The following is a 21,630-nucleotide window of genomic DNA, read 5'->3' on the forward strand; positions in this document are numbered from 1 at the left end:
GGAAGAACGCGCTGGCTACGGCCGCTCCGGCCGGCAGCGGCGCGCACGCACCGCCAAAGCGGCACGGATCATCAGGAAGGACAGAAGGGTTTGCAGAACATAGGCGGCGAACACGCGCACGGTCTGGCTGATGACCACCCATTCGTCGGAACTGTGGCTGCGGCGCCAATCCGTCAAAAATCCGCAGTCACGCATCGAACAATAATAATGCATGTCCGTATGCATATCGTAAAACATTCCGTGAATCGGCAGGTTCAAGATAAGGAAGTAAGCTGCGGTCGGCGCATAAACAAAAATGAATGTTTCTATAATCGACTTCAGCAGAGGCCAACGCGCGAGAGCTTGCAATATCCACGGCAAGACCGTGAGCAGAAACGTCATGACCAGGGGGCTCGCCACCATCGTCAGTCCTGTCACCTGGACCGCCGATGACCAGGACCGGTAACGGGCGCGTTCATCCCATTTCCTTCCCCACCCGAAGAGGATGCACAAGGCGGCCGGCAGGGCAAAAGGCAGCGGCATCCCGCCGATGGCGACGCTGCCGATCCATCGGACCCACTCCAACGTCTGATTCATGGATCGCACAGCACCCTTGGAGGAGAGGACTCCGCGACGCAGCGCGCGCCGAAGAACACGAGACAATCATGCCCATGTCCGTGACGGGGACGCCAGTTGCGGAACTTCTCGTTGGTGATTGGACACGGAGCGGGCAGTTGGCTGGAGAGGAACATCTTCGAAACGTGATCCGGCGGCGCCCCGGGGCGGAGGAAGCGGCGCTGGCGCGTTGTCGCCGCACACGACGTCGGACGACCCGCCGGCAACCGTCGAACCGCAGGACACCGCATCGCCGACGCGCGCCAACCGGCGACCGTTCACATACACCGCAGCCGCTCCCGTCGCCTGGACTCCCGCATGCGTTTCGGGTTTATCCGGGCAGGTGTGTGCCGCCCAGGCGTCGCCGACGCGATGGGCGCCCCGGCCATTCACGAACACATCGCCACTCGCCTCCGCGTTCGGCCGGGGCGGCCAGCATCCGTGCCCGGTGCACGCGTCCCCCAGACGGCAGACACTCGGCATCTCCGGCCCCCCATTTTATGGATTCAGGTCGATGCGGGGTGCCTTCAGCACAATTCCCTCGTTGCTGATCCGCAACGAGGATGCGCCGCACCGCAGTTCGATGGTGCCGCCGACCGGCACGTCCAGGGCATAGGCGTGGGTTTCGCGATCGTATTCCAGCGTCGCCCCGTCCTTCCACACGGTCCGGGTGACGGTGGCCTTGTCGGCTGGCGCCCCATGCTTGGTCTGGTAGACGGAGCCCAGCACGCAGGCCTGGTTCAGGTCGCCACCGGGCGCCACCAGCAGAATCTGTTCGCCGACCTCCGGCGGATGCCACGAGCGATCCCCGCCGGCCCGGCTGGCGGCCCATGGAATCCAGGTGGTGACGTTCTCGCCGATCCGGATCCGCAAGCGCGCCTTGGCGTAGTCCGCCTCCTCGACGGTGCCGTAGTGAACCACGTTGGACAGCCGGCGCTCGGTTTCCACGGGGTCCGCCATCACACCATCTCCGGTTGACGGCCGTCCGCGATCTCGCGGTAATCGGGCAGATGCGGCGGCCCGGTGTTCGGTTCCCAGGAGCCATAGACATGGCGGGGAGGAAACGGGCCGTCCTCCGACGGCGGATGGGAATGATAGGCCGCCGAGAAGCTCATCATGGCCACCATCGTCCCTCCCTCGCCACCGGCGACCGCCGTTTCCTCCCAGTGGAATTTCTCCAGCCGGCCGCCCAGCGTCGGGTCGGCCCGCAAGGCGTCCTCGACCTCAAGGCACAGGGCGTCCAAATCGTCTTCGGCCTCCCCCCCGGCGACCGTTCCCTCCACCAGGATGGTGAGCAAGCGTCGAACCGGGCCGTCCGCGTTCACTGGATGGCTCGGATCCCGCTTGTCCCCATCCGTGCGAACGGCAAGGCAGGGAAAGGGGGTCGATGCGGGGACGCGGTTCGCAAACACCCTGCCCTGGGCGGCGGTCCGATGATTCGATGGCGGGGAGCCGGACAACGGATTCCGCAGATGGGCGACCAAGGCGTGCCGGATCGCGGTCTTGGGGTGCATCGTGACCACCTCATTCTGACGCCTCTCTCGGAAAGAGGCCCGGTTGATGCGTTTGACGCCGAATTGGGCGGACGACCGGCCCGCGCTGCGGGCCTCGGGGACGCCGGCTTCGGATCGGGAACACCTCACGATCCGAAACGGCAACGCAGGGAGGTCGCACCGCCACGGTCCAGCCGATTCATCGAAGCCCGCGTATCGGGCGGTGCTTCCAGGTTGATTGCCGCTCAGCGACACCGATTGCCACGGTAGCGAAACCGTATCGGAAAACATGCACATCGATCAATATGTTTTGCGTATTTATTCCTAATAACCTGCTGAAACAAGGGGTTGCCGATGATGCGCGGCGCTCGTGGAATCACGCCCTGCGGCCGTTCCGTCTCCGCTCGCTCAGAACGCCGGCTTGGCGTCGGGGACCGTGCCGGCGGCGGGGCTTCCGTGGCCGATGCGAAGGTGATCCGCCACTTTGTCCAGGGCGGAGCGCAGCTTGTTCAGGTTGCGGGTGCCACCGGCCCATTCCTCCAGCCCGCAGACGGAAAGCGCCACATGTCCCAAGGGGGTGACGACCAGCGGGGAGCGAGCCCCCGGAAGCGCTTCACGCACCCGCGCATCGGCCTTGGCCGCTTCGGCCCCGCCCCCTCTCACGGCCAGCCCGCTGGCCAGGAGGAAATTCCACAAGATGTTCCGCCCATCCAGCATCGGGTCCGCGCCGCCCCCGCCGCCCATCCTCTCGCCGTAGACCGCGATCATCGATGGTTGGAGCACCGCCCGCCGGAAGCAGCGGGCCAGCCACATGCCGGCCTCGTGCTGGCGCTCGTCCACCACCCCCCGCCGCCGATAGGCGTCCAGCGGCGTCGCGTCCAGCATTCGAACCCCCAGGGGCGGCTGGCGACCGCGGCCCTCCCCGTCCCGGACCTCCACCACGTGAAGGGACCGCCTCAGCCGTTCCGGTGTCGTGGTCTGCAAGGCTTCCTCCACGGCGGTCGGAATCGCCGCTCGCGGATTCGCGGCGTCCTTTCGCTGCGCAGGCTTGCCGCTCCGTTTGCCCATGACGCTGCCTCCATGTCATGCCGTTTCGCGACATGAATTTATACCTATCAAAGGAGCGCCGTCATGGAATCTTGAATTTTCCCCGAGCACCCGACGTTCAGGACGCCGGGCCACGACGGAACAACCCGCGCAGCCAGGTTCGGAGGCTCGGGCCGGCCGCGCGGAGATCAGGAAAGGCGGTGCCCACCACGGAACCGGAACACCGCCGGCCTCACTCCGTCATGCCCTTCTGCGCCAGGACCAGGAAGACCTTCTCCTCCAACTGGTCCGGCGTGAAGGGTTTGGCGATGTAGCCGCTGACCTGATGGGCAAGCGCCCGCTTCACCGCCTCCAGGGTGGCCAGCGCCGTCACCATCAGGAAGGGCAGATCGGTCCGCATCTCGCGGACATGCTTCAGCAGATCCAGCCCGTTCAGGCGCGGCATCATCCAGTCGCAGATGATCAGGTCGTACTCGGCCTTGTTGGCGGCCAGACGCTCCAGCGCCTCCTGTCCGTCGGCCGCCATGTCGACCCGGCCGATGCCGAGATCGCGCAGGACCGAGGCGACGAGCTTGCGCGGCCCCTCCTCGTCGTCCACCGCCAGCACGCGCTGGCTCCCCAGATCGATGAAGGGGACCCCGACCATCGCCAGCGACTGCCGCAGCCAGCCCACCCGCGCCAGCCGTTCCCGCGGGGTCGGCGCGTTCAGCAGGAAGCCGCGGACGAAGCGCGGGCGGTGGGTCTGGCGGTAGAGAACGCGGGCCACCGCCATCCGGCTCTTGCCGGTGCAGAAGGCCCCGTCGCCGGCCAGCCGGACGATCTCCAGCACCGCCTCGGGCGACGGGTCCTCCTTGGTCTGCACCAGGGGGGCGAGGACCCGCTGGGTGCGCAGGAAGGCGTTCTGGATGTCGTCCACCTGCCCGGCGATGCAGTCGCGATCCTCCTCGGAGAAAGCGCTGGCCAGCACCATCTTCTGCACCTCCGCCAGCCCCTTCAGCTTGTCCGCCCGTTCCTTCCAGCAGTCGAGCAGCCGGCCGGCGAAGTCGCGGCTGTCGAAGAAGCTCCGCAGATAGTCGTTGACCGCCCGCGCGGCGGTCGGCGACAGCGGCATCTTCTGCAACACGAACAGGATGCGCAGCTTCTGCACGAAGTTGCGGCCCTTGGTGATCTCCGGGACGGTGTCCTCGTTCACCAGGATCGCGGTGCGGCGCTGCAAAGCCGCCTCGGTCTTGGCGCCGCCGTGATAGGCGCCCTCGGCGTCGCGCAGGCGGCCGGACAGCTCGCTCAGCGCCATGATCTCCCGCTGCACCGCCTCGATGCCGAACATGTCGCCGGCGCTGGCGATGGTGAAGCAGGCGGGCTTGCCCATCTCGCGCCGGAAGGCCACCATCAGGCTGTCGCGCAGGGCCGGCATCGGCGTGCGCCGCATCAGCGCGTCCAGTTCGCGGAACACCGGCGGGGCGGTGTCGGGCAGGGCCCGGTCGCCCGCCACCAGGGTCACGATCAGCCCGATCAGATCGGCGAAGGGCGCGTCCTGCGCGCAGGACGCGGTGCCGGCGTCGCTGCGCAGGATCTCGCCGAGAAGCCGCTCGATCGGGACCAGCGTTTCGGGATGCTGCTCGGCGATGTCGGGGGCGGACGCCAGCGCCAGCAGCGCCTTCGCCTTGTCGGCGAAGCTGCGGCCGGTGACGATGTGCTGGGACAGCGCCGCGTCCAGCAGGAAACGCCCGAGGAACCCACCCCCCGCCAGCAATCCGGCGGCGACGCCGGCGTAGGTTTCCGGCGTCAGGTCGGGCGGCGGATTCTCCTTGGCGCGCTCGCGGGTCAGGCGGGCGATCTCGTTCACCAGCGGAGTGAGCGTCCCCTTGCGCTCCATCGTCCGTTCGGCCTGGGTCAGGATGGCGACGAAGGTCGCGGTGTTGGACAGCGCGTTCTGGTGGCGGTTGTTGTGCAGCAGTTCCGTCGCGGTCAGGGCGTTCTCGTCGAGAAAGCGGCGGCAGAAGCGGCCGACGCTGTCGCGCGCCACGGCGGTGTAAAAATCCGCCGGATCGCGGCAATCCGCGGTTTCGAGTGCCGCCTCGCTCTCCACACCTTCGGTTGCGGCATTCTCCGACGCCATGCGCGTCCACTCCCCGTGGCAATCGTTCTGGTTTGTTCTTGTTGGGCGCGGTCAGTCGGCCAGCAGGTCACGCAGCGCTTGGAGCAGACGCTCGGGCGTCACCGGCTTCATGACGATGGTGCGTCCGGTCTGCGCCGTCAGCCCCGCCGCCGTCTCCTTCGAGGCATAACCGGTCAGGAAGAGGATGCGCAAGTCAGGGTTACGCTCCTCCAGCGCGCGGCCGAGGTCCGGGCCGTTCATGCGCGGCATCGACACGTCGCTGACCACCGCGTCGAACAGGCCGCCGGCCTCGTCGTAGCGCTCCAGCGCCTCGATGCCGTCGGCGGCCTCGGTCACCACGCAGCCGGCCTCCTCCAGCGCCAGCCGCAGATAGGTGCGGACGGACTCCTCGTCGTCGACCAGCAGGATCGCCGCGCTCTCGCCCTCGGCCATGCGCAGGGATTCCAGACCGGGAACCGGCACCGGCGGAGCGGTGGCCGGCAGATAGAGGGAGAAGACGGTGCCCTGCCCCTCCTCGCTCTCCATCTCCACGACGCCGCCGGCCTGCTGCGCGGTGCCATAGACCATCCACAGGCCGAGCCCGGTGCCCTTGCCGGGCTCCTTGGTGGTGAAGAAGGGTTCCCACACCCGGTCGCGGATCGCCTCCGGCACGCCGCAGCCCTGGTCGGCGACGCGGATGACGATATAGCGCCCGACGGACAGGCCGCCGTGACGGGTGAAGAAGGCGGCGTCGGGCGTCTCCACCGTCAGCGCGATGGTCAGGGCGCCGCCGTCGGGCATGGCGTCGCGCGCGTTCAGCGCGAGGTTCAGCAGGGCCTGGTTCAGCGTGACCGGGTTGACCAGCGTGTGGGCGCCCTCGTCGCCGATCTCGATGGAGACGTCGATGCCGGCGCTGATCAGCGGCTTGAGGAACACCCTCAGGTCGCGCAGCAGTTGGGCGACGCCGACCACCTCGCGCTCCTCCGACACCCGGCGGTGCGAGAAGTCGAGAAGCTGGCCGGTCAGGGCGGCGGCGCGCTCCGACGCCTTGGCGATCTCCTGCACGCAGGTCAGCACGCGCGCCGCGTCGCCGGGATTGCGCTCGGCCAGACGGGCGAAGCCGCCGATGGCGGTCAGCATGTTGTTGAACTCGTGGGCGATGCCGCCGGCCATGCGGCCGACCGCCTCCATCTTCTGGGCGCGCTGCAACTCCCCTTCGACCCGGCGGCGGTCGGTGACGTCGTTCAGCACCAGCAGGGCCGCCGGCTCGCGCCGGTAGACGGCCGGCGAGGCACCGACCTCCAGGAAGCGGCGCTCGCCGGACGGGCGGATGGCCTCGCATTCCAGATGCTGCCCCCTGCCCTCGGCGGCCACGGCGAGACGGGCCTCCAGCGCGTGGCCGTCCTCCAGGAAGCTGGCGAGCGGCCTGCCCTCCAGCCCGCCGGCGCCGACACCGAGGATCTCGGCGGCGGCGCCGTTGGCGAAACGGATCGCCGCGCGGTCCCAGATGACGATGCCGTAGGGGGCGAGTTCGACGAGCTGGCGGTAGCGCCGCTCGCTCTCCTGGAGCGCCGAGACGGTGCGCTCCAACCGCGAGGTCTGGCCGGCCAGCTCCTCCTCGCGGGTCTTCAGCTCGGTGATGTCCATCAGGATCTTGACGACGCCGCCGGTGCCGGTCGCGTGCTCGCTGATGCGGTACCAGCGACCGTCGGACAGCAGGCCGTCCACCGGGGCGGAATGGTCGAGGTGGCGCTTCAGCCGCTGTTCCACCCAGTCGCCGACGTCGCCGTCCTCGCAGCCGCCGCGCTCGGCCGCCGCGCGCAGGATCTCGGCGAAGGTGACGCCGGGGAGCAGCAGGTCGGCGATGTTGGGATAGGCCTGACGGTAGCGCTCGTTGCAGATCAGCAGCCGGCCGTCGGCGCTGAACAGGACGAAGCCCTCGGAAACGCTGTCGACCGCGTCGTGGACCACCGTCTGCATGAAGCGGGCGTCGACCAGCGCCAGCGTCTCCGCGGTGACGTCGACGCCGCAGCCGCGATAGCCGATGAAGCTCCCGTCGGGTCCCAGCACCGGAACGGCGCTGACCCGCAGGAAGAAGCTGCGCCCGCTGGGGTCGTCGATGTTGATCTCCAGCTCGCGGAAGGCACGCCCGGCGGCGATGTCGGCCTCATACTCGGCCCAGGTGGCGGAATCCTCGACCAGCCGGGCAAGGTCGAGCAACGTTTCGCCGAACACCGCGCGGGGATCGCGGCCGAGGATCCTGGCCAACCTGTCGGAAACATAGACATAGCGATGGTCCGGCCCGGTTTCCCAGAACCAGTCGGACGAGGATTCGGCGAAGTCGCGGGCGCGGCGGCGGGAAGCGTCCAGGGCGGCGGCGGCGGCCTGTCGATCCGCGGCCGATCGCCGCAGGGTGGCGGCGCTCGTCAGGGCGCGGCGGGCGCTCCATAGGGCGAACCCGGTCATGACGGACAGCGCGCCGATGACCGGGGCATTCACCGTTCCACCCTGGACCAGCAGCGCCAGAACCGTTCCGGCGCCGGTCAGGGCGGCCAACGCCTCAGGCAGCGCGTCCCGGTGGCCCGATGTGGGGCGTGCCGGGCCGCCGACCGTACTGCGGATCGGTTCGGCGGCGTCTGCAACGTCCACGGGACCTCCGTCAAGTCAAGAGGGCAATCGGCCGGCGACGATCCACCGGGCCCCCCTTGTCTTAGAAGGAAGCCGTTAACATCAAGTTTCGCAGAAAAAATTTCTGATTTTTATGAGACGAGCGGCCGGCATCGACTTGGCGTGTGCGAAACACGACTTGTTCGCGTCATGCCGGGCCGTTGCCGGCGTCTCACTCGCCGTCGATGTCGAAGCCGTCATCCTCTTCGGGTGCACGGCCGAGCAGGAGATCGGCGGCATCGAGCGTCAGCGCCTCGACCTCCTCGTTGCGCTCCTCGTCGGGCAGGCGCAGCGCGTGCATGAGCTGGGTCGCCAGATGGATCAGCATGGCGCGGACACAGTCGTCCTCCGGATACTCCAGCGCCACCACATCCTGAAGGAAGGCGCCGAGCTGGTCCGGCGAATTCCAGGGGTGGGTGACGACGCTGTCCAGGCCGCTGGTGCCGAGAAAGACGCTGTTCAGCGCGGTGGCCTGCCGGTTGATGCCGTCGATCGCCTCGTCCTCGCCCAGCCGGCCGTGCAGCACCTCCTGGAAGGCGGCGAGGCTCTGGTCGATGAAGCCGCGCACCAGCAGGCGGACGATGGACTCGTCGGCCAGATCGTTGCGGCCCTGTTTCAGGGGGGGCAACGGCTCCAGAAGGGCTGCGATGATGGGCTTGGTGGGGATGGGGTCCATCGCGCCAACTCCTGAGAAATCACCCGGACCAACGACCGGATCCGCGTGGAATGATGGAATTTCCGAATACGCGAGATTGCGCCTTCTGTCCAGAAAACGCAAAAGGACCGCCCTTTCGGGGCGGTCCTTCTCGAAAAGTCCGGGCCGGAACCCGAATGTCTCGGATCGGCCTGAAATCAGCCGACGATCTCGGTGCCCGAGAAGAAGTAGGCGATCTCCTGGGCGGCCGTCTCCGGCGCGTCCGAACCGTGGACCGAGTTCGCCTCGATGGATTCGGCGAACTCCTTGCGGATGGTGCCCTCGGCGGCGTTGGCCGGGTTGGTGGCGCCCATGATCTCGCGGTTGCGGGCGATGGCGTTCTCGCCTTCCAGGACCTGCACGACCACCGGGCCGGAGATCATGAAGGAAACGAGGTCGTTGAAGAAGCCACGCTCGCGATGCACGCCGTAGAACTGCTCGGCCTGGGCCTTCGACAGTTGCAGACGCTTCTGGGCCACGATGCGCAGGCCGCCGTCCTCGAACTTGGCGTTGATCTTGCCGGTCAGGTTGCGGCGGGTGGCGTCGGGCTTGATGATCGAGAGGGTGCGTTCAACGGCCATGGCGGGAACTCCTGCGATGAAAGGCTTGGTGGTGAAAAGCTTGTAGGCGCCGACCGATGGTGCGGGGCGCCGATTGCGCGGCTTTATAGAGGCGCTTTCACGGCGCGGCAACCCCGTTCCGACGGCCGTCACCGCAATGTCAAGAAAGGGCCCGCGCCTTCGGCGTCTTCAAATCCGGGGGTGCCCGTGCTACATCCTCGCCGTCATGCTGCACATCAACGATCTGACCTTCCGCTTCGGCGGCCGCGTCCTGTTCGACCACGCCACCGCGGTCGTCTCCAAGGGCCATCGCGTCGCCCTCGTCGGGCGCAACGGCACCGGCAAATCCACCTTGCTGAAGGTGATCTCCGGGCAGCTCCAGACCGACGACGGGGCGGTGTCGCTGCCGGCCGGAATGCGGATGGGCATGGTCGCGCAGGAAGCCCCCAGCGGCCCGACCACGCTGATCGACGCCGTGCTCGCCGCCGACGTCGAGCGCACCGCCCTGCTGGCCGAGGCGGAGACGGCGACCGACCCGATGCGCATCGGCGAGATCCACAACCGGCTGGCCGACATCGAGGCGCATTCCGCGCCGGCCCGCGCGGCGCAGGTCCTCTCCGGCCTGGGCTTCGACGCCGAGGCGCAACAGCGCCCCTGCTCGGACTTCTCCGGCGGCTGGCGGATGCGCGTGGCGCTGGCCGGCGTGCTGTTCTCGCGCCCCGACCTGCTGCTGCTCGACGAGCCGACCAACCACCTGGATCTGGAAGCGACGATCTGGCTGGAGGGGTATCTCAAGAACTACCCGCACACCATCCTGCTGGTCAGCCACGACCGCGAGCTGCTGAACGCGGTGCCGACGACGACGATCCACATCGACAACGGCAAGCTCGTCACCTACTCCGGCAACTACGACCAGTTCCTGCGCCAGCGCCGCGCCAACGCCGAGCGGCTCCAGTCGATGGCCGCCAAGCAGGAGGCGCGCCGCAAGCACATGATGGCCTACGTCGACCGCTTCCGCTTCAAGGCCAGCAAGGCCCGTCAGGCGCAGAGCCGCCTGAAGCTGCTGGAGAAGATGGAGACGGTCACGCTGATGGAGGACGACGCCGAGGTCGTCTTCAACTTCCCCCACCCCGACGAGCTGGCGCCGCCGCTGATCGCGCTGGAGGGGGTGAGCATCGGCTACGGCGACAAGACCATCCTGCGCCGCGTCGACCTGCGCATCGACATGGAGGACCGCATCGGCCTGCTGGGCGCCAACGGCAACGGCAAGTCGACGCTGGTCAAGCTGCTGGCCGGCCGCCTGCAGCCGATGGCCGGCGAGATGCGCCGTCCATCCAAGCTGCGCATCGGCTATTTCGCCCAGCACCAGTCGGAGGAGTTGGACCTGTCGCTGACGCCGATCCAGCAGACCCAGCGCATCATGCCGCTGGCGCTGGAGGAGAAGGTGCGCGCCCACCTCGGCCGCTTCGGCTTCCCGCAGGCCAAGGCGGAGACCAAGATCGGCAGCCTGTCGGGCGGCGAGAAGGCGCGGCTGCTGCTGGCGCTGATGAGCCGGGAAGTCCCGCACATCCTGATGCTCGACGAGCCGACCAACCACCTCGACATCGACAGCCGCGAGGCTCTGATCGAGGCGATCAACGATTTCCCCGGCGCCGTCATCATCATCAGCCACGACCCCCACCTGATCGAGCTGACGGTGGACCGGCTGCTGCTGGTCGCCAACGGCACGGTGCAGGCCTACGACGGCGACCTCGACGACTACCGCCGCTTCCTGCTCGACCGCGCCAAGGCCGAGCGGGCGGTCGCCAAGGGCGCGTCCGACCGCGACGCCGGGCCGAACAAGAAGGACCAGCGCCGCGCCGCCGCCGAGGCGCGGACCGCGCTGGCGCCGCTCAAGCGCAAGGCGACCGACGCCGAGGCGCTGGTCAACAAGCTGTCCGAGGAAAAACGGAAGATCGAGGTCAAGATGGCCGATCCGTCGCTCTACACCGGCCCGGCCGAGAAGCTGACCAAGCTCCAGATCGACCTCGGCGTGATCGAGAAGAAGCTGGCGAGCGCCGAGGAGACGTGGCTGGAGGCACTGGAAGCCTACGAGAGCGCCGCGGCGGAGGCCGGCGCTTGACCGGCCGCTCGCACGCGGACGGCGTCGTGCTGGCGGATTCGCCGGTCGATTCGTCGATCGATGACCATGCCGAGGAGCGCACCTCCGACGTCATCGCCAAGTTCCGAGCCAACCTCCCGGAAGGGCGGGTCTCGCTCGGCGACCTGATCCGGGCGCTGGGCGACCGTTCGCTGGGAACGATCCTGCTGGCGCTGGCGCTGCCGACCATCGCGCCGGTGCCGCTCGGCGTGTCCTGCCTGTTCGATCTGCCGATCATGCTCTACACGGCGCAACTCGCCTTCGGGCGGCGCGGCGCCCGCCTGCCCGACTGGCTGCTCAAGCGGTCGGTCGGCCGTTTGCTAGCCGGGCGGACGCTCGACGCGGCGATGCCCCGTCTGCTGTGGATCGAGCGGATGTTGAAGCCGCGCGCCCACCGGCTGGCCCACATCGACGGGGAGCGCTGGTTCGGGCTGCTGCTGTTCATCCTGACGCTGACCTGCATCGTGCCGCTGCCGCTGACCGGCTGGCTGCCCGGCTTCGCGTTGGTGCTGATCTCGCTGGGGCTGATCGAGCGCGACGGCCGCGCCATCGGCGTCGGGCTGGGGCTGAGCGTGGCGGCGCTGGTGTTTTTCTTCCTGGTCGCCAGCAGCCTGTCGTACGCCGGCCACCAACTTCTGGCGGCAACGCCGTAAGGGACTGGCGGTTCCGGTCTTCCGCGTCGGGCGGGAGCGGACGGCGCTGGGGCTGGCCGGCGATGGTGTCGGCTTCACCCCGCTGAACCTGCCGCCGGCCTCCGTGTGGAAGTATCGGCGCGGCTGAGCCGCGCCCCTCACGCCGCGACGGGCGGCTTCACGAAATGCTGGTGGCCGTGGTCGCACTGGCCGCGCGCGTGCTTGTCGTCGCAGCTCTCCGCCGAGGTCAGGCCGATCCAGGCGTGCAGCGTGTTGGGGTCGAAGCCGGCTTCCCGCCGCTCGCCCGACTGGATCAGCGGGCGGCGGATCAGATCGCGGTCGGCCAGCAAGGCGGCCAGCGCCCCGGCCTCGTCGAGGGCGGCCGGCTTGACGGCCCCGCTCTTGATCGCCGCGGCGCGGCGGTTGAACCACTGGTCCGGCTCCTTGTCGCCGAAGAAGGCGCGCAGTTCCGCCGCGGTGAGGGGGGCGGTCGCCAGATCGCGCTCGGTCAGGCTGTGCCCGGCGGCGAGCAACTGCTGCTTCTGCTTGGCGTTCGCCGGGCAGTCGGCGAGGCCGTAGAAAATCACGTCAGCCATGGAATGCGCTCCGCGTCGTGGTGGGTCATGGTCGTCAATCAGGACCATTTCCGTCCGATCCATCGTGAGCCTGCCATCAAAAAGGGCGTGGCACAAGGCCACGTCCACATTTTTTGTAAGGTTATTTGGCGTGGCTTACTTGGCCAGCCGCTTCAGCGCGTCCTCGACATACTGGTTGGTGTAGGTCTTGGACAGGTCGATGGTCGCCGAGGCCACCGCCGGGTCGAACGCCTTCAGCACCTTCAGCGCCGCCTCGGCGCCGTCCTGGGTGAAGCGGCCGTCCGGCGAGTAGGTCGGCTTGGAATGCTCGAAGGCCTGGGCGTAGAGCGTCTTGTTGCCGAGGAAATATTCCTCCGGCAGCACCTTCAGCACCTCCTCGGTGCTGGCCTTGTTCAGCCACAGCATCGTCTTGACGAAGATGTCGGCCAGCGCCTGGGTGGTCTTCGGGTTGGCCTGGATGAAGGCCGGGGTGGTGTAGAGCACCGCCGCCGGATAGGGGCCGCCATAGACGTCCAGCGTGCCCTTCTCGGTGCGGGTGTCGGCCATGACGACGATGTCGCCGTCCGATTCCGACTGGCTGATGACGGGATCGAGGTTGACGATGGCGTCGATCTCGCCGCGCTTGACCGCCGCGACCGCGCTGGGACCGCCGCCGACGCCGATGATCGACACGTCCTCCGGCTTCATGCCCTCCTTGGCCAGCAGATAGTTGATCATGAAGTTGGTCGATGAGCCGGGGGCGGTGACGCCGACCTTCTTGCCCTTCAGGTCCTTGACCGACGTGATCGCGCCGTTCTTCTTGACATAAGCGAGCACGATGCCGGGGTAGCGGCCAAGCTGGGTGACGCCGACGATCGGCTGGCCCTTGGCCTGCATCTGCACCGTGTGGTCGTAGGCCCCGGTCACCACATCGGCCGAGCCGCCGATCAGCGCCTGGAGACTCTTGGCGCCGCCGCCGAAATCGCTGATCTCGACGCTGATCCCGGCCTCCTTGAAATAGCCGAGCCGCTCCGCCAGCGTCAGCGGCAGATAGTAGAGCAGCGGCTTGCCGCCGACGGCGATCTTGATGTCCTTCTTCTCCAGCGCCTGGGCGGCGGCCGATCCGGCGGCCCCCAGCGTCAGGGCGACGGCCGCCGCCGCGATCAGGGTCTTCAAACTCTTCATGGTGCTCTTCCTCCCGCTTCCTTCGTCAGGTCTGCCCGTCTCAGGTCTGCGTCGTCTGCGCCTCTTGCGGGCGCCAGTGCAGCAGGCGTTTCTCGATCATCGTCACCGCGGCGTCGATGGCGACGACGAAGATGGTCAGCACCAGCATGCCGGAGAAGACGCCGACCGTGTCGAACACCCCCTCCGCCTGGTGGATGCGGTAGCCGAGCCCGGCGGCCGAGCCGAGATACTCGCCGACCACCGCCCCGACCATGGCGAAGCCGACGGCGGTGTGCAGCGACGAGAAGACCCAGGACAGCGCCGAGGGCAGATAGACATGGCGGAACAGGTGGCGCGAGTTCGCCCCCAGCATGCGGGCGTTGGCGAGCACCACCGGGCTGACCTCCTTCACGCCCTGGTAGACGTTGAAGAAGACGATGAAGAAGACCAGCGTGACGCCGAGCGCCACCTTCGACCAGATGCCGAGCCCCAGCCACAGCGCGAAGATCGGCGCCAGCACGACGCGGGGCAGCGCGTTCACCGCCTTGATGTAGGGGTCGAAGACGACCGAGACCAACGGCGCGCGGGCGAACCAGAAGCCGAAGGCGATGCCGGCCACCGTGCCGATGACGAAGGCCAGCGCCGTCTCCAGCAGCGTGATGCCCAGATGGTACCAGATCACCCCGGACGCGAAGTCCTTGAAGGTGCGCTCCAGCACCGCCCCCGGCGTGCCGAAGAAGAAGGGGCTCAGCAGGTTCGTGCTGACGGTCAGGACATGCCACAGCCCGAAGAAGCCGATCAGGACGCAGATTTGCAGCAGCAGGATGACCGGGCGGCTGGGCAGGCGCTTTGCGTGGGATCTCATGGTGTCGTCACCGCAGCTTGGTCTGGGCGTAGCCCTTCAGCACCTCGTCGCGCAGCTGGCCCCAGATCTCCTGGTGCAGTTGCAGGAAGCGCGGGGTCATGCGGATCTCCGCCACGTCGCGCGGGCGGTCGAGGTCGATCCGGTACTCGCCGATCAGCCGCGCTCCCGGCCCGGCCGACAGCACCAGCACGCGGTCGGACATGGCGATGGCCTCCTCCAGGTCGTGGGTGATGAAGACCACCGACTTGCGGTCGCTCGCCCACAGGTCGAGAAGCTCGTTCTCCATCATCTGCCGGGTCTGGATGTCGAGCGCCGAGAAGGGCTCGTCCATCAGCACGATCTTCGGATCGACGATCAGCGTCTGGGCCAGCGCCACCCGCTTGCGCATCCCGCCGGAAAGCTGGTGCGGGTGGCGGTCGCCGAATCCGTCCAGCCCGACACGGGCCAGCCACGGACGGGCGCGGTCGAGCGCCTCGCGCTTGGCGACACCGCGGAACTCCAGCCCGGCGGCGACGTTCTCCAGCGCCGACTTCCAGGGCATCAGCGCCTCGGCCTGGAACATGTAGCCGGCCTTGGGATTGATCCCCGTCACCGGCGCGCCGAAGGACAGCGCGCGCCCGGCGCTGGGGCGCAGCAGCCCGGCGGCGACGTTCAGCAGCGTGGATTTGCCGCTGCCGGTCGGCCCGACGATGGAGACGAACTCGCCGTCCGCCACCGTGAAGCTGGCGTCGCGCACCGCCGTGTAGGCCTGGCCCCGGCCATCGGGGGATGGGAAGCTGCACGTCACGCCCTCCAGCGAAAGGGCGGGCAGCGAGAGGGCGGGCGCCGTCATGGCGGCATCGGGCATCGCCTGGGGCATCGGCGTGTCGTCCCTGGTCGTTGCTTGAAAGCTTGTTCTTGTCGGCATCGTGTTCGTCCGCCTGCGGCCCGCCATACTGGCCGAAGCTCCGCTGGGGAGCAATACGATCCGCTCTACGTACAATCCCCAAGGGCGGAAGGCTGGCCGGCGACAAAGAAGGGACTCCGACCGATATCGGTTGCGGGGCGGCGACCGGCTCCCTCATCAATGGCATAGGCCGAAAGCCAAACCCTTCCCTTCAGATCGCGGATCCGCCATGCCTCCGATGCCGAAACGCCTGACGGCGGTGCTCGCCGCCCTGGTCGCCCTCTTCGCCGCATGGTTCGGCTTCGCCGCCTGGAGCGATTACGCCGGGCGGCGCGACGAGCAGCCGGCGACCTACAGCGCGCTGATCGACATGGCCGGGCGCGGCGACATCGCCTCCATCACGCTGGGGGCGGGAACCGGGCTCGCGGTCGCCGCCGACGGCACGCTTTACCGCGTCGTCATGCCGGTCACCGACGACCTGCTGAAGGAGCTGCGCGAGCGCAAGGTCGCCATCACCTTCGACGACGGCCCCGGTGGGCTGGTGCCTCGGACCATGGGCGTGCTTGAGCACGCCGCCCCCTTCCTTGTGCTCGGCCTGCTGGTGGCCGGGCTGGCGCTGGGCGGCGGGCAGTTCTTCGGCATGGGCCGCGCCACCCGCATCCGCCCGCAGGACACCAAAACGGTCTTCAAGGACGTCGCCGGCGTCGACGAGGCCAAGGAGGAGCTGCGCGAGACGGTCGAATTCCTGAAGGATCCGCGCCGCTTCGCCATGGCCGGCGCGCGGGTGCCGAAGGGCATCCTGCTGGTCGGCCCCCCCGGCACCGGCAAGACCATGCTGGCCAAGGCGGCCGCCGGAGAGGCGGGGGTGCCCTTCTTCGCCGCCTCGGGCTCGGATTTCGTCGAGATGTTCGTGGGCTTGGGCGCCGCCCGCGTCCGCAACCTGTTCAAGACCGCCCGCGCCGCCGCTCCCTGCCTGCTGTTCATCGACGAGATCGACGCGCTGGCCGGCAAGCGCGGCGAGTCCAACTCGCACTCCGAACGCGAGCAGACGCTGAACCAGCTGCTGGTCGAGATGGACGGCATCGTCGGCGAGGGCGACGTGGTGGTGATCGCCGCCACCAACCGGGCCGAGATGCTGGATCCCGCCATCACCCGCCCCGGCCGTTTCGACCGCCACATCCATGTGTCGCTGCCCGACCTCGCCGGGCGCGAGGCCATCCTCGGCTCCCACACCGGCCGCCTCACCCTGGCGCCCGACGTCTGCGCCCGCACCGTGGCGCGCGGCGTTCCCGGTTTCTCCGGCGCCGAACTGGCCAACCTGACCAACGAGGCGGCGCTGTCCGCCGCCCGCCAGGGCCGCGTCACCATCACCATGGCCGATTTCGAGGCCGCCAAGGACCGCGTCCTGATGGGCACCGAGCGCCGCAGCCTCGCCCTGTCGGAGCAGGAGCGCCGCCTGACCGCCTTCCACGAGGCCGGCCACGCGCTGGTCTCGCTGCGCTGCCCCGACGCCGACCCCATCCACAAGGCGACCATCATCCCGCGCGGTCGCGCGCTCGGCATGGTCGTCCGCCTGCCCGAAGGCGACCGGGTGTCGGTGTCGCGCGCCAAGCTGCTGACCGACATCGCCGTCGCCATGGCCGGCCGCGCCGCTGAGGAGATCGTCTTCGGCGCCGACCGCGTCACCACCGGCGCCGAGGCCGATTTCCGCGCGGCGACCGACCTCGCCCGCCGCATGGTCGCCTCCTGGGGGATGAGCGACGCCATCGGCTTCGTCGCCCACGCCGGCAACGACCCGGCGGCGGTCCGCTCCGAGCGCACCGCGTGGCGCATCGACGAGGAAATCCGCCGCATCACCGACGAAGGCATGGAGCAGGCCCGCCGGATGCTGCGCGCCGACCGCGCGGCGCTCGACCGCATCGCCCAGGCGCTGCTCGAGCGCGAGACGCTGAGCGGCCCCGAACTGATGGATCTGGCGGAGCGAATCACCGAGGAGCGCGCGACCGAGGCGGCGTGACGCCCCGGCTTCCCCCTTTCCCTCCGTCCGTCGCGGACGGTCACCCATACGGCGCAGCGCTGCCCGGAATTCCTCTCCGGCATCGTTGCGCCGTTTTTTATTTCCTATATTATTAATGGGATATCTTGACAATAAACACTTGAGAATTGGAGTTTTCAGCGATGACCGCCACCACGCCACAGCCACCGCAACCGCCGGCGGACGGGGGCGAGGCGCTGTCCCGCTCGCTGGCCGTCAACCTGCGCCGCTTCCGCCTCGGCCAGGGCCTGTCGGTGGAGCGGCTGGCCGCCCTGTCGGGGGTCGGACGCGCCGAACTGGACGCCATCGAGCAGGGCGGCGGCGTGCCGACCATCGCGCTGCTGTGGAAGGTGAGCCACGCGCTGGAGATTCCCTTCTCCAGCCTGTTCAGCGCCGGGCCGGCCAGCGGCACCACCGTGCTGCGCCGCTCCGAGTCGAAAGTCCTGGCGTCCCAGGACGGCGGCTTCACCTCCCGGGCCTTGTTTCCCTTCGAAGGGGAGCGGCGCGTGGAGTTCTATGAGCTGCGCCTCGCCCCCGGCACGGTCGAGGAGGCGGAGGCGCACGCCGCCGGCACGACCGAGAACATCACCGTCGCCTCCGGATCGGTCGAGATCGTCACCGCCGACGGTGAACACAGGTTGGACACCGGCGATTCCATCCTGTTCGAGGCCGACGCTCCCCACGCCTACCGCAACCCCGGCGACCGCGAGGCGGTGCTGTATCTGGTCATGAGCTATGTCGAACCGCTGTTCGCCTGAACCATGCCCCACTCCATCCCACTCCGCACAAGTCTCTGTTTCGTTGCGACCCGCGGCAATGCCGGGCTAGAGTGAGAGGAACAAAAGACAATCCATCGCAAGAGGGGCAGCATGACGGGGTTCGTCGCCCGCCGGGTCGCGCTGTCGGCGGTGTTTTCGGCAGCGCTTCTGTCGGTGATGCCCGCCTTGATTGCCCATCCGGCCCGAGCCGCCACGCTGGTCAAGGTTGGCGCCTACGAATTTCCCCCTTACGTCACCGATTCGGGTCCCAGCCTCACGCGCGATCTGCTCGACCTGCTGAACGCCACCCAGGACGACTGGCGGTTCGAGCTGGTGCCGACCTCGCCGCAGCGCCGCTACGAGGATCTGGAGCAGGGCCGCTTCGACGCCATCGCCTTCGAAAGCCTCGCCTGGGGCTGGAAGGGACGCTCGGTCGACGCCACCCGCGTCTTCCTGCGCGACGCCGAGGTGTTCGTCGCCAAGGCCGGTCCCGGCATCGACCAGTCGATCTTCGACAGCCTGGAGGGCAAGACGATCCTCGGACGGCTCGGCTACCATTACGCCTTCGCCAACTTCGATTCCGATCCGAAGACTCTGGAGCAGCGCCATCACACGCGGGTCACCGTCACCCACGAAGGCAACGTCCGCAACGTCGTCGCCGGTCGTGCCACCTTCGCCATCGTCACCCGGTCCTTCCTGAACCAGTTCCTGAAGGGCGAGCCGGACCTCGCCAGACGCATCCTGGTGTCGGAGCGCACCGACCAGATCTACGAGCACACCATCCTGGTCCGGCGCGGCGGTCCGGTGACGGTCGAGGCGCTGAACGCCCTGCTCGACCGGCTGGAAGCCGACGGGCGTCTGGGCGCCCTGTGGTCCCGGAACGGGATCACGCCATGAGCGACAGTTTCCACAAGGCGTCCGTCTGGCGCGGCGGCTCGCTGCTCGCCCGCGTCGGGGTGGTGATCCTCGTCACCACGGTGACGGTCGGGGTCGTCGCCGTCGGCCTGTCGGAACGCATCATCGAGGGCCAGCGCCATCAGGATCTGCTGCGCCGCGCCGAACTGGTCGCCGCGACCCAGGCCGACGCGCTGAGCGGCCCGGTGTGGGAACTGGACGACCGCGCCGCCCAGGTCATGATCGACGCGCTGCTGGCCCGCGACCCGGCCATCCGCGCCATCACCGTGCACGAAATCAACCGCGAGGCGCCGCTCGCCAGGGCCGGCGCCGACCCGCGGGCCGGCTCGGACGACGGCGCCGAGCGGGTGACCGTCGACCGCCCCATCATCCTGCGCGACCGCGAGGGGCGCACCGAAACGGTCGGCCATCTGACCATCGTCTATTCGGCGGCGGAGGTGGTGCAGGCGACGATCGACGCGCTGGTTCCGGTGGTCGGGCTGCTGCTGCTGTCGCTGCTCGGCGCCGTCGCCGTGCTGGGCGTCACGCTGAACCGCATCGTCCTGGGGCCGCTCCGCCGCCTGACCCAGCTGTCCCGCGCGATGGCGCGCGGCGACTACGGCGCCCGCATGGCGACCGACCGCGCCGACGAGATCGGCCTGCTGGCCGACAGCTTCAACCGCATGGCCGAAACCGTCCAGGACCACACCCGCACGCTGGAAAGCCGCGTGGAGGAACGGACGGAGGCGCTGGCCGCCACCAACCGCGCCATCATGGACAGCATCAACTACGCGCAGCTCATCCAGTCCTCGATCCTGCCGAACGCCGACACGCTGGCCGCCGCCCTGACCGAGCATTTCGTGCTGTGGCGCCCGCGCGACGTGGTCAGCGGCGATTTCTACCTGTGCCGCGAGGTGGCGGACGGCTTCGTCGTCGCGGTCGCCGACTGCACCGGCCACGGCGTCCCCGGCGCCTTCATGACGATGACCGCCAGCGCCATGCTCGACAACGCCCTCGACCAGATGGGAGGCCGCGACCCGGCCGCCGTGCTGTCGGTGGTCGACCGCAAGGTCCGCGCCGCCCTGCACCAGGACGGCCTCGCGCGCAGCCTGGCCGAGCAGTTCGACAACGGCCTCGATCTGGCGCTCTGCCACGTCGATCCGGCGCGGCGTCGGCTGACCTTCGCCGGTGCCCGCATCCCGCTGCTGATCGTCACCGCCGAGGGCGTCGGCGAACTGCGGGGCGACCGTCACAGCCTGGGTTACCGGCGCGAGGCCGGCGCCCCCGAGGTCCGCTTCACAAATCATGGCATGGCGTTGCTTCCCAGCCAGACCTTTTGCCTGGGCACCGACGGGCTGACCGACCAGGACGGCGGCGAGCGGGGCCGCAGCTTCGGCAGAAAGCGGCTGCGCGAAGCCCTGGAGCGCATGGGAGACCAGCCGCTCGACCAGTTGCGGGCCGAACTGGAGCACAGCCTGGACCGGCATCAGGCCGGGCGGTCGCAGCGCGACGACATCACGCTGTTCGGCTTCCGTCCGCGCCTGAGCGGCGGCGCCCGCCATTCGGCGGACAGCGGGGCACGCCACGCGGCTTGATGCCGCGACCCGAAAATCTTCCCTCGGACAGCTGCGGGAATATGTTATCGATATGACACGAAATGCGACGGTTTGTAGCGGACCCTATGCCGTTCGGATTTATTTTTAATTTTATACATTCTGCGATATGTTCAACCCGGTCGGGTGACGGAAGGGGCGGGAAGCATGGCGGCACCGACGATTGTTGTTGTCGAGGACGAGAATTCCCTGCGGTCCGATATGATCGAATACCTCGCCAATTGCGGGTTCGACGCCGTCGGCGCCCGCAACGGCATCGAGTTGGACCGGATCCTGGGCGAGCGCACGGCCTCGGTCGTCATCCTCGACGTCAATCTGCCCGACGAGGACGGATTCAAGATCGCGGCGCGGCTGCGCGACACCCAGGGGGCCGGCATCATCATGGTAACGGCGCGCAGTTCCACGGTCGACCGTGTGGTCGGGCTGGAGATCGGCGCCGACGCCTATCTGGTCAAGCCGGTGGAACTGCGCGAGCTCGAGGCGCAGGTCAAGTCCCTGCTGCGGCGCCTCAGCGAACGCGCCGCCGAGACGCCCTCGCCACTGCCGCCCGCGGCCTCCGCCGAGACGCAGGGAGCGGACGGCGGTGACGAGGCGCGCTGGACGCTCGACCCGACCGAATGGTCGCTGACCAGCCCAGCCGGCGCCCGCATCAGCCTGACCAGCATGGAAATGAAGCTGACCAGCCTGCTGGCCGGTCAGGCGCGCAAGCCGGCCACGCGCGACCAGATTTCGCAGGCTCTCTACAGCCGGCGCTGGAATCCCGAGGACCGCTCCATCGACACGGTCGTCGGCCGCCTGCGCCACAAGGTCGAGGGCGCCATCGGCGGCACGGCGCCGCTGAAGTCGGTGCACGGCGTCGGCTATGTCTTTTCCGCCCCCATCCGTGTGCTGGGCGGCCCCTGATCCTAAGCGGGG

20 protein-coding genes are annotated in these 21,630 nt (G+C 68.6%); 7 read left to right on the top strand and 13 right to left on the bottom strand.

Annotated elements, in window-relative coordinates:
* Window positions 1–15: 15 nt before the first annotated feature.
* The 9 genes from J2847_RS04140 to ndk form a co-directional block, all read right to left on the bottom strand.
* Window positions 16–576 (bottom strand): hypothetical protein, encoded by a 561-nt coding sequence (locus J2847_RS04140; RefSeq protein WP_209777176.1) that lies wholly within the window; start codon window positions 574–576, stop codon window positions 16–18.
* Window positions 577–642: 66 nt separating this feature from the next.
* Window positions 643–1,077 (bottom strand): PAAR domain-containing protein, encoded by a 435-nt coding sequence (locus tag J2847_RS34895; RefSeq protein ID WP_209777178.1) that lies wholly within the window; start codon window positions 1,075–1,077, stop codon window positions 643–645.
* A gap of 15 nt (window positions 1,078–1,092) precedes the next feature.
* The gene (locus J2847_RS04150; protein ID WP_209777179.1) at window positions 1,093–1,554 is read right to left on the bottom strand and encodes a phage baseplate assembly protein V; all 462 of its coding nucleotides are present in this window, start codon (window positions 1,552–1,554) and stop codon (window positions 1,093–1,095) included.
* Window positions 1,554–1,892 carry a hypothetical protein gene (locus J2847_RS04155; protein ID WP_209777181.1) on the bottom strand — a complete coding sequence of 113 codons (339 nt, stop codon included), beginning with the start codon at window positions 1,890–1,892 and terminating at the stop codon, window positions 1,554–1,556. The genes J2847_RS04150 and J2847_RS04155 overlap by 1 nt, the downstream gene beginning before the upstream one ends.
* A 603-nt stretch (window positions 1,893–2,495) precedes the next feature.
* Window positions 2,496–3,155: a hypothetical protein gene (locus J2847_RS04160; protein WP_209777183.1), complete on the bottom strand. Its 660-nt coding sequence runs from the start codon at window positions 3,153–3,155 to the stop codon at window positions 2,496–2,498.
* Between the two features lie 211 nt (window positions 3,156–3,366).
* On the bottom strand, window positions 3,367–5,253 hold the full coding sequence (locus J2847_RS04165; protein WP_209777185.1) for a response regulator: 1,887 nt from the start codon (window positions 5,251–5,253) through the stop codon (window positions 3,367–3,369).
* 51 nt (window positions 5,254–5,304) lie between these two features.
* Window positions 5,305–7,881: a PAS domain-containing hybrid sensor histidine kinase/response regulator gene (locus tag J2847_RS04170; protein ID WP_209777186.1), complete on the bottom strand. Its 2,577-nt coding sequence runs from the start codon at window positions 7,879–7,881 to the stop codon at window positions 5,305–5,307.
* Between the two features lie 190 nt (window positions 7,882–8,071).
* A complete protein-coding gene (locus J2847_RS04175; RefSeq protein ID WP_085556544.1) occupies window positions 8,072–8,575 on the bottom strand; it encodes a hypothetical protein in 504 nt (167 codons plus the stop codon).
* Window positions 8,576–8,751: 176 nt separating this feature from the next.
* On the bottom strand, window positions 8,752–9,174 hold the full coding sequence (ndk, locus tag J2847_RS04180) for a nucleoside-diphosphate kinase (protein ID WP_085556543.1): 423 nt from the start codon (window positions 9,172–9,174) through the stop codon (window positions 8,752–8,754).
* 205 nt (window positions 9,175–9,379) lie between these two features.
* Between ndk and J2847_RS04185 the strand changes: the two genes are divergently transcribed.
* Together J2847_RS04185 and J2847_RS04190 are read left to right on the top strand one after the other, a co-directional pair.
* Window positions 9,380–11,275 carry an ABC-F family ATP-binding cassette domain-containing protein gene (locus J2847_RS04185; protein ID WP_209777188.1) on the top strand — a complete coding sequence of 632 codons (1,896 nt, stop codon included), beginning with the start codon at window positions 9,380–9,382 and terminating at the stop codon, window positions 11,273–11,275.
* On the top strand, window positions 11,272–11,946 hold the full coding sequence (locus tag J2847_RS04190) for an exopolysaccharide biosynthesis protein (RefSeq protein WP_211114597.1): 675 nt from the start codon (window positions 11,272–11,274) through the stop codon (window positions 11,944–11,946). The genes J2847_RS04185 and J2847_RS04190 overlap by 4 nt, the downstream gene beginning before the upstream one ends.
* A gap of 137 nt (window positions 11,947–12,083) precedes the next feature.
* Here the strand turns inward: J2847_RS04190 and J2847_RS04195 are convergent, their stop codons facing one another.
* From J2847_RS04195 to J2847_RS04210, 4 genes are all read right to left on the bottom strand, one after another.
* Window positions 12,084–12,521: an ArsC/Spx/MgsR family protein gene (locus tag J2847_RS04195; RefSeq protein WP_085556541.1), complete on the bottom strand. Its 438-nt coding sequence runs from the start codon at window positions 12,519–12,521 to the stop codon at window positions 12,084–12,086.
* A gap of 135 nt (window positions 12,522–12,656) precedes the next feature.
* On the bottom strand, window positions 12,657–13,685 hold the full coding sequence (locus J2847_RS04200) for an ABC transporter substrate-binding protein (protein ID WP_209777189.1): 1,029 nt from the start codon (window positions 13,683–13,685) through the stop codon (window positions 12,657–12,659).
* Window positions 13,686–13,725: 40 nt separating this feature from the next.
* Window positions 13,726–14,529: an ABC transporter permease gene (locus J2847_RS04205; RefSeq protein ID WP_209777191.1), complete on the bottom strand. Its 804-nt coding sequence runs from the start codon at window positions 14,527–14,529 to the stop codon at window positions 13,726–13,728.
* 7 nt (window positions 14,530–14,536) lie between these two features.
* Window positions 14,537–15,388 (bottom strand): ABC transporter ATP-binding protein, encoded by an 852-nt coding sequence (locus tag J2847_RS04210; protein ID WP_233474260.1) that lies wholly within the window; start codon window positions 15,386–15,388, stop codon window positions 14,537–14,539.
* A 256-nt stretch (window positions 15,389–15,644) separates the two neighbouring features.
* On the opposite strand from J2847_RS04210, the gene ftsH reads away from it, so the two are divergent.
* The 5 genes from ftsH to J2847_RS04235 all read left to right on the top strand — a co-directional run bounded on the left by ftsH (window position 15,645) and on the right by J2847_RS04235 (window position 21,618).
* Window positions 15,645–17,432 carry an ATP-dependent zinc metalloprotease FtsH gene (ftsH, locus tag J2847_RS04215; protein WP_209777193.1) on the top strand — a complete coding sequence of 596 codons (1,788 nt, stop codon included), beginning with the start codon at window positions 15,645–15,647 and terminating at the stop codon, window positions 17,430–17,432.
* A 161-nt stretch (window positions 17,433–17,593) separates the two neighbouring features.
* Entirely contained in the window at window positions 17,594–18,208 is a 615-nt protein-coding gene (locus J2847_RS04220; RefSeq protein ID WP_209777194.1) for a helix-turn-helix domain-containing protein, read from the top strand.
* 111 nt (window positions 18,209–18,319) lie between these two features.
* The gene (locus J2847_RS04225; RefSeq protein ID WP_209777196.1) at window positions 18,320–19,105 is read left to right on the top strand and encodes a substrate-binding periplasmic protein; all 786 of its coding nucleotides are present in this window, start codon (window positions 18,320–18,322) and stop codon (window positions 19,103–19,105) included.
* Window positions 19,102–20,697, top strand: a complete 1,596-nt coding sequence (locus J2847_RS04230) for a SpoIIE family protein phosphatase (protein ID WP_209777197.1) — start codon at window positions 19,102–19,104, stop codon at window positions 20,695–20,697. The genes J2847_RS04225 and J2847_RS04230 overlap by 4 nt, the downstream gene beginning before the upstream one ends.
* A 165-nt stretch (window positions 20,698–20,862) precedes the next feature.
* The gene (locus J2847_RS04235) at window positions 20,863–21,618 is read left to right on the top strand and encodes a response regulator transcription factor (RefSeq protein ID WP_209777199.1); all 756 of its coding nucleotides are present in this window, start codon (window positions 20,863–20,865) and stop codon (window positions 21,616–21,618) included.
* Window positions 21,619–21,630: the final 12 nt, after the last annotated feature.

The organism is Azospirillum agricola, from assembly GCF_017876095.1.
GTDB classification, from domain to species: domain Bacteria; phylum Pseudomonadota; class Alphaproteobacteria; order Azospirillales; family Azospirillaceae; genus Azospirillum; species Azospirillum agricola.

Excerpts from the sequence above, each read along its gene's own strand:
- J2847_RS04210 (WP_233474260.1), bottom strand. The coding sequence starts at position 15,388 with ATGCCCCAGGCGATGCCCGATGCCGCCATGACGGCGCCCGCCCTCTCG.
- J2847_RS04185 (WP_209777188.1), top strand. The coding sequence starts at position 9,380 with ATGCTGCACATCAACGATCTGACCTTCCGCTTCGGCGGCCGCGTCCTG.
- J2847_RS04225 (WP_209777196.1), top strand. The coding sequence starts at position 18,320 with ATGACGGGGTTCGTCGCCCGCCGGGTCGCGCTGTCGGCGGTGTTTTCG.
- J2847_RS04165 (WP_209777185.1), bottom strand. The coding sequence starts at position 5,253 with ATGGCGTCGGAGAATGCCGCAACCGAAGGTGTGGAGAGCGAGGCGGCA.
- J2847_RS34895 (WP_209777178.1), bottom strand. The coding sequence starts at position 1,077 with ATGCCGAGTGTCTGCCGTCTGGGGGACGCGTGCACCGGGCACGGATGC.
- J2847_RS04195 (WP_085556541.1), bottom strand. The coding sequence starts at position 12,521 with ATGGCTGACGTGATTTTCTACGGCCTCGCCGACTGCCCGGCGAACGCC.
- J2847_RS04230 (WP_209777197.1), top strand. The coding sequence starts at position 19,102 with ATGAGCGACAGTTTCCACAAGGCGTCCGTCTGGCGCGGCGGCTCGCTG.
- J2847_RS04200 (WP_209777189.1), bottom strand. The coding sequence starts at position 13,685 with ATGAAGAGTTTGAAGACCCTGATCGCGGCGGCGGCCGTCGCCCTGACG.
- J2847_RS04175 (WP_085556544.1), bottom strand. The coding sequence starts at position 8,575 with ATGGACCCCATCCCCACCAAGCCCATCATCGCAGCCCTTCTGGAGCCG.
- J2847_RS04140 (WP_209777176.1), bottom strand. The coding sequence starts at position 576 with ATGAATCAGACGTTGGAGTGGGTCCGATGGATCGGCAGCGTCGCCATC.
- J2847_RS04150 (WP_209777179.1), bottom strand. The coding sequence starts at position 1,554 with ATGGCGGACCCCGTGGAAACCGAGCGCCGGCTGTCCAACGTGGTTCAC.
- J2847_RS04205 (WP_209777191.1), bottom strand. The coding sequence starts at position 14,529 with ATGAGATCCCACGCAAAGCGCCTGCCCAGCCGCCCGGTCATCCTGCTG.
- ndk (WP_085556543.1), bottom strand. The coding sequence starts at position 9,174 with ATGGCCGTTGAACGCACCCTCTCGATCATCAAGCCCGACGCCACCCGC.
- J2847_RS04235 (WP_209777199.1), top strand. The coding sequence starts at position 20,863 with ATGGCGGCACCGACGATTGTTGTTGTCGAGGACGAGAATTCCCTGCGG.
- J2847_RS04160 (WP_209777183.1), bottom strand. The coding sequence starts at position 3,155 with ATGGGCAAACGGAGCGGCAAGCCTGCGCAGCGAAAGGACGCCGCGAAT.
- ftsH (WP_209777193.1), top strand. The coding sequence starts at position 15,645 with ATGCCTCCGATGCCGAAACGCCTGACGGCGGTGCTCGCCGCCCTGGTC.
- J2847_RS04220 (WP_209777194.1), top strand. The coding sequence starts at position 17,594 with ATGACCGCCACCACGCCACAGCCACCGCAACCGCCGGCGGACGGGGGC.